The 5,929-nt window shown below is 67.9% G+C and carries 8 protein-coding genes; 2 read left to right on the top strand and 6 right to left on the bottom strand.

Translation table 11 applies throughout. The features are described 5' to 3' along the window. Positions 1 to 511: 511 nt before the first annotated feature. Both ACWC91_RS41180 and ACWC91_RS41175 read right to left on the bottom strand, forming a co-directional pair. Positions 512 to 1,300 (bottom strand): hypothetical protein, encoded by a 789-nt coding sequence (locus ACWC91_RS41180; RefSeq protein WP_225080137.1) that lies wholly within the window; start codon positions 1,298 to 1,300, stop codon positions 512 to 514. Between the two features lie 269 nt (positions 1,301 to 1,569). Next, positions 1,570 to 1,797 (bottom strand): hypothetical protein, encoded by a 228-nt coding sequence (locus ACWC91_RS41175; protein WP_450644796.1) that lies wholly within the window; start codon positions 1,795 to 1,797, stop codon positions 1,570 to 1,572. Positions 1,798 to 1,985: 188 nt separating this feature from the next. Between ACWC91_RS41175 and ACWC91_RS41170 the strand changes: the two genes are divergently transcribed. Continuing rightward, entirely contained in the window at positions 1,986 to 2,240 is a 255-nt protein-coding gene (locus tag ACWC91_RS41170; RefSeq protein ID WP_450644794.1) for a hypothetical protein, read from the top strand. Positions 2,241 to 2,288: 48 nt separating this feature from the next. On the opposite strand, the gene ACWC91_RS41165 is transcribed toward ACWC91_RS41170, so the two are convergent. Next, positions 2,289 to 2,630: a DUF5713 family protein gene (locus ACWC91_RS41165; RefSeq protein WP_225080140.1), complete on the bottom strand. Its 342-nt coding sequence runs from the start codon at positions 2,628 to 2,630 to the stop codon at positions 2,289 to 2,291. Positions 2,631 to 2,975: 345 nt separating this feature from the next. On the opposite strand from ACWC91_RS41165, the gene ACWC91_RS41160 reads away from it, so the two are divergent. Beyond that, positions 2,976 to 3,725 carry a class I SAM-dependent methyltransferase gene (locus tag ACWC91_RS41160; RefSeq protein WP_450644792.1) on the top strand — a complete coding sequence of 250 codons (750 nt, stop codon included), beginning with the start codon at positions 2,976 to 2,978 and terminating at the stop codon, positions 3,723 to 3,725. 40 nt (positions 3,726 to 3,765) lie between these two features. Here the strand turns inward: ACWC91_RS41160 and ACWC91_RS41155 are convergent, their stop codons facing one another. From ACWC91_RS41155 to ACWC91_RS41145, 3 genes are all read right to left on the bottom strand, one after another. Beyond that, positions 3,766 to 3,984 (bottom strand): hypothetical protein, encoded by a 219-nt coding sequence (locus tag ACWC91_RS41155; protein ID WP_225080142.1) that lies wholly within the window; start codon positions 3,982 to 3,984, stop codon positions 3,766 to 3,768. An 83-nt stretch (positions 3,985 to 4,067) separates the two neighbouring features. Beyond that, positions 4,068 to 5,090, bottom strand: a complete 1,023-nt coding sequence (locus tag ACWC91_RS41150) for an ADP-ribosylglycohydrolase family protein (protein ID WP_450644790.1) — start codon at positions 5,088 to 5,090, stop codon at positions 4,068 to 4,070. Between the two features lie 101 nt (positions 5,091 to 5,191). Beyond that, positions 5,192 to 5,809, bottom strand: a complete 618-nt coding sequence (locus tag ACWC91_RS41145; protein ID WP_450644788.1) for an HAD-IA family hydrolase — start codon at positions 5,807 to 5,809, stop codon at positions 5,192 to 5,194. Positions 5,810 to 5,929: the final 120 nt, after the last annotated feature.

The raw sequence follows: 5,929 nt of genomic DNA, 5'->3' as shown, positions 1-5,929 counted from the left end.
CTTGTCGAAGCACTCCAGGCGCTGCATACATCCCAGACGTCTTGATCGGCCCCTGCCTGGGCGGACCCAGCGGCCAACCCACGTGCCTATTAGGCCTACTCCACCCGCGCCAACCGCGCCTGCCTGCGCCGACGCCGGATCAGGGCCGTGATACCAGTATGGTCCACGGCGAGTCCGGCCAGCAGCCTCGCTGCGTCCTCATCTCCCGGTCGGCAGCAAGGCGTTGGACCGGGCATGCCTGCCGTCACGAACCGTCGGCGGTCAGCTGGGACCAGACGGCGTCCTCGCCGAGGTTCGCCGATCGCTCGGTGTGCCATGCGTGCGACCTCGGTCGCCCCGCCCGTGGCAGGTGTCACGGATCGCCATTGCGGAATCGCCCCCCATATATCGTCAAAACCCGTGACATGTATGGAAGTCGGGGACGCCCGGTGCATGTTTCGAACGCCCCCGATTCGCAATCCGCCACTGCGTTCCGGTCCTGCGCCACTGTCGACGGTGACCCGGGTGAAGATCAGCCGGGGAAGCGGACCGACTCCAGCACCCGGGCTGTCTCCGCGTGCCCCGTGTAGTCCAGGAACAGCACCCTGGAGACGGGCAGGTGCCACGCCTGGGGTGAGAAGCGGTAGCCGCTCGTGCAGGCGGCCGTCCAGCGGTCGTAGGCCGCTTTGCGGCTGCCCACCGGACGCAGGCCCGACTCGACCGGCGGCGACGACGTGCCGCTGGTGATGCCGTTGAATGAACCGTCCGCGAGGGTCGGGCGGACCGGACAGGGCTGAACGTCGGTGGCCGCGTACCAGCCGCCGGGCTGACGGGCCTCGTAGAGCCGCAGTTCGTTGCCGGCGATGGAGCCGGACTTGATGGCGATTCCGGCGCAGCCGAACGTCGTGGGCAGCCCGGCTCGGTATGCGGGCTGCACACAGGCGTCGCTGCCGTACTTCGTCAGTGTCCAGCCCGGAGGTATCTCGAACGTCAGCTGGGCGAAGGTGACACGGGGCCAGGCGGCGCGAGTGCGGGGCGCGGCTGTGTTCTCGACGATTGCTTGTTTCGGTGTAGGCGTGGACGTGGTGCGGGCCGGGGTGGGACTCGACGATGCGGGCACCGGGGAAGTCGTCGGCGAACTCGCCGATGCCTGAGGCGACATGGGACTCCCGGTCGACGGCTCCGCGCCGGCGACCGTGGGATTCGCCGACACGGCTCCCCCGTTGGCCGGACCGCACGCGCTCGCGGCGACAGCCACGGTCAGGCTCGCGGCCGCCAGCAGCAGGGGTCTGAGGCGCTTCTTCATTGAGGATCTCTTCATGGCACGCAGGAGTGTGCCATCCGTCTATCGACCCGCGTCTCACACGTGCATAACGAAAATCCCGCCTCCCCTGTGGCTCAGGAGAGAGGCGGCGGACCCGCGGGCCCGGATCGCACAGAAAGTGCGGCTTGGTGTCACATGACTGAACGCAGCGCCATCGCTCCGATCACCAACACCTCTCCGTCGCCGCCTTCATCGCCACTTCGAGCGCAAGGCCGAATACTTCCTCGCCTTCACCAGCCTCGCCTTCACCAGCTTCGCCTGCACCCTCATTTGCCTGCGCCCCCTGACTCGCTGATGTGCCGCTGCGACAGCTTGGCTGCCAGATCATGTCCGTACTCAACAGCGAGGTCCATGGGCGCTTGCCCGTCGGGCCCTGGGAGCTGCGGGTCGGCGCCGAAGGCCAGGAGCACTGCGGTCGTATGCACAGTCAGCGGGCCGCCCGTCTGCAAGGCACCATCACCTTCCGCGTCGATGGCGTGCGTCAGAAGCGTCATGTTGCCGCATACCTCATCGGGGTCGACCCCCGGACCAGCAGCTGAGCCAGAGTCTCTGCGTCCTCGTTCTCCACTGCCTCGTGAGCCGGTGTCCAGATACTCTCCACGGTGGCATTCAACCGTTGCCGCCACCAGTCTGGCCAGCACCTGCCCCGACCCTGATCGCCGATTGAGAGGAGTTGTGAGGCGTGGCATGCCGCCGCACCATGGGTGTGCCGGGCGCGCTCGCCGACCCGATGCCCATGTACAGGGAGACCGGTCGCAGCGGCTATTCCGTGACTGGACTCCTTCGCCATCCGTACGAGCCCTGGTCGGCGAACTACGCGCATCACGAGCACTCCTACACCGGCAACCACAGCTACGTGCTGCAAGCCCTGTTACCGAAGACGCCCGACGCGCGGGCGCTGCACCGCTTGGGCGACCCGTGGGGCTGTTCAGGGTGATGCCGGCGTCAGCCTGTGAGGGCGGGCAACGAGCTGTCCGGTCCTCGTTCACCAATCCCGGGTGGCGATCAGTTTCTCTACATCCGCGTCCGTGAACCCGTAGGCCGACGCGACAAACCAGAAGTCCTCAGCGATCTCCTCCCGCGCAACCGTCTCGATCTCACTTCCGGCTGCCTCGAACTCCGCCTCCAGCAGGTTGAACTCCTCCGTCGCGGCCTGGGTGAGCGCGTACAGGGCAGCCAGATCCGTCGGCTGCTCAGCCTCGACCCGCTCGCACAGGCGCAACAGGATCGCCCTGCCCTTGTCAACGACGTGATCGGGGAAGTACGGGTCCGTGTACAACTGCCTCAGAAACGCGTGTCCCGCTGCCTGTTGATTTGTGATCGGCATAGCGCCTCCATCCCTGTAGAGGTACTGATCTGCCGATCATGCACCGGACCCCTGACAAGACGCCGTCGCCCTGGTAGGCGCGGCACGGGCGTAGGGCCCGTTTGCGTTCCGCGAAGAGCTGTTCGGCCTCACCATCGTCGTAGGAGGCAAGGGTGATCCCGCGAGTGCCTCGCTGTGCGGTGACAGCCGTGGAGGGCCGTTCGGCTTCCGAAGTCTTGGCATTTTCATCCGACGTCGGACGGCGGGTCAAAGTCACCGCGCCGAGCAGTGCCAGGAACGCACGTGGGTGGCCCGGCCATCATATTGGAGTGAGCCCCCGGCATGGGTGTGCGTAGGCTGGCGGGCGTGGATCCAGCTGACTTCTACACCGGCATCGTCGCGGAACTCTACCGACCGCTGAAGTCCGTCTCCCAGGATCCTGAGCCGTACGCTGCCCTCATTCGGCAAGTCAGCGTACCGGCATTGGAGTTGGGATGCGGGGACGGCGATCCCCTACTGGAACTGCGCCGACGCGGCCTGGAGGTCGAGGGCGTCGACTCCTCCGCGGACATGCTGGAGCGCCTGCGGCGCCGGGCGGATGAGCAAGGCCTCCCCGTCACCGTGTTTCACCAGCGCATGGAGGCCTTGAACCTGCCCCGCCGCTATCGGGCGATCTTCCTCGCCGGGCCGACCTTCACCCTGCTCCCGGACGACGCCACCGCGCTGGCCGCGCTGCGCGGCATCCGCGCTCATTTGGCGGACGACGGCGCCGCCCTGGTGCCCCTGTTCACCCCCGTACCGACCCCGGCCGAACAGATCGGCCACGTGCGCACGGCCGCCGCACCCGACGGCGCCGAGCTTCGGGTGTCCGTCGTCGCCGAACAACGCGATGACACAAGCCGGACGCAGACGATGCTTCTGCGCTACGAACGCCACCACGGCTCCGACAGGAGTGTCGTGGAGCGCCCCTGGGTCTTGCATTGGTATTCCCGCGATGAGTTCGAGGAACTGGCTACGACCGCCGGCCTGGCCGTGACCGCGGTCACCGATCCGCACGGAAGACCTGCCCACGCCGATGCCACCGACCTGCACTTCCGGCTCCAAGTCGCCGCCTGATCGTCTCCGCTCGGGTCACCCGGGTCCTCTTGACGCTTGGTCAGTGACGGGTGAGCAGACTGAGGTCGAGCAGGCTCTGTCCGCCGACGGTGACGGCGTCCTCGGTGGAACGCGGACCCGGGCCCAGCCGGTTGCGGGCCCGGGCGGCGTCGACGTGGCGTACGACGCCGAGGTTGCCGCTCACCTCGCGCAGCGCCGGGCCGAGGAGGCCCGCGCGCCCGCACCACGAAGCTGAGCAGGCGCCGCTCGGGTACCACACTCGCCTTCTCGCCCAGGCGCGCGCAATGCCGCTCCCACGGCCCGCCCCGGTTGCCTTGCTGCGCGACCTCCTCACGAGCCTCCCTATGCGTCCCAGAGCTCTCCCAGGGCCAGCAGTTCGCCCCGGTACTCGATCCGGTCGGCCCACTGAGCGGGCCAGGCGTCCGCGCCGAGCCAGGCGCCCGCGAAGGCGCCGGTAAGGCAGGCGATCGAGTCCGAGTCGCCGGAGGAGCAGGCGGCTCGGCGCAGGGCGGTGACGGGCTCATCGGGGAAGAGCAGGAAACACAACAGGCCCGTGGCGAGGGCCTCTTCGGCGACCCAGCCCGCACCGGTGGGCAGGCACGGGTCGGTCTCCGGTGAGACGGTGCGCACAGTCTCCTGGAGCCGGTCCAGGATCTTCAGGCACTCGTCCCAACCGCGCGCGATGAAGTGCTCGGGGGTCGGATCCTGGGAGCGGGTCCACAGGTCACCGAGCCAGGTGTGGTGGTAGCGGGTGCGGTTGTCGTAGGCGTACGACCGCAGTCGGCCGACGAGCCCTACGGGGTCGGCGCCCTGGGCGAGCAGGTGCACTGCGCGGGCGGTGAGGTCCGAGGCTGCCAGGGCCGTCGGGTGGCCATGGGTGAGCGCGGACTGCAACTGGGCGGCACCGGCGCGCTGTTCGTCGCTGAGCCTGGGCGCGAGCCCTATGGGGGCCACACGCATGTTGGCGCCGCAGCCCTTGGAGCCGATTTGGCTGGCCTCCTGCCAGACCCGTCCCTCCGCCTTCAGTAGACAGCAGGCGGTCATGCAGGTCCTACCCGGGGCACGGTTGTTCTCCGGCGACTGGTACCAGTCGACGAACTCCTCGCGCAGCGGCCGCTCCAGACGCTTCGGAGTGAGCGTGCCGCGGTCCATGGCGGTCCTGAGTGCATGCCCGAGCGCGAGAGTCATCTGCGTGTCGTCCGAGACGAACGCGCGCTTCGGCAGCTCCATCTCCCGCCAGGGACCGCACTTGGCGAGGATCGAGGGCACGTCGTTGAACTCGGTCGGGAAGCCGAGGGCGTCCCCGAGGGCGAGCCCGATCAGTGCTCCGGTCGCGGCGCGCTTGCTCACCGTCGTCGTGGTCATTCAGGAAGCCCCTTCCCCCGCTTATCGTCAAGACGACCATAAGCATGCCAAGGGGCTCCTCACAAGCTCACGGGACGGACCGTTGGGGAGGAGGGGACTTCTCAGTCGTTGAGCAAGAAGCCCAGCGCTTTCTGGAGATCGGCAGGCTCGTGGTAGTGCACACCGGTCATCCCGAGAGTGATGGCGGCCTCAATGTTCTCCAGCCGGTCGTCCACAAACAGGCAGCGGCTAGCAGCGGATCCTGCCCGCCGGGCCGCGATCTCATAGATCTCACGGTCCGGCTTGGCCACCCCCACCCGAGCGCTGCTGACAACGTGGTCCGCGAGATCAGCCAACCCCATCGACTCAAGGTCGCGCTCCACCTCCAGAGCCGCGTTGGTCACGAGGACCACGGGCATGTGTCTCCGCGCCCGGTGCAGCAGGGTCACCACCGCGTCGTCGACCCGGAACGGAGCATCGGCAAGCGCCATGCCCAGCTGACGGGCACCCGTCTGTGGCACCTGGCCTGAAAGCGCCGACGTGATGGAGTCCACCCACTGCTCTTTGGTGATCCGGCCGAGGAGAAGCGGCAGGTCCACTTCAGGGGCGAAGGCCAGCCTCGCCGTAGTGCCCTCGGCCAGTCCCGCAGCACGTTCCAACTCAGCCAGTGGAGCCATGTCATAGAAGCGAATCACGTTGTCGAGGTCACACAGGACCGCGTCAAAGGGTCTGCTGGACATCTCGGAAGCCGTCACCTCTCATGACTAGCCTCGCTGTTTCGGTTGGCGTCGGCTGATCTGGGGTGATCCATGTGCCGGGGGGCGCGGGGCTGCCGTCGGATGTTGGGCATGGCGGGGTCC

The sequence above is a fragment of the Streptomyces sp. NPDC001204 genome (assembly GCF_053598035.1).
The sequence above is the reverse complement of the archived record's forward strand: the minus strand, read 5'-3'. Positions and strand labels throughout refer to the sequence as shown.

What these genes read in the sequence shown, in the direction of transcription:
- ACWC91_RS41175 (WP_450644796.1), bottom strand. Translation starts at nt 1,797, where the DNA reads ATGACGCTTCTGACGCACGCCATCGACGCGGAAGGTGATGGTGCCTTG.
- ACWC91_RS41150 (WP_450644790.1), bottom strand. Translation starts at nt 5,090, where the DNA reads ATGACCACGACGACGGTGAGCAAGCGCGCCGCGACCGGAGCACTGATC.
- ACWC91_RS41145 (WP_450644788.1), bottom strand. Translation starts at nt 5,809, where the DNA reads ATGTCCAGCAGACCCTTTGACGCGGTCCTGTGTGACCTCGACAACGTG.
- ACWC91_RS41165 (WP_225080140.1), bottom strand. Translation starts at nt 2,630, where the DNA reads ATGCCGATCACAAATCAACAGGCAGCGGGACACGCGTTTCTGAGGCAG.
- ACWC91_RS41180 (WP_225080137.1), bottom strand. Translation starts at nt 1,300, where the DNA reads ATGAAGAGATCCTCAATGAAGAAGCGCCTCAGACCCCTGCTGCTGGCG.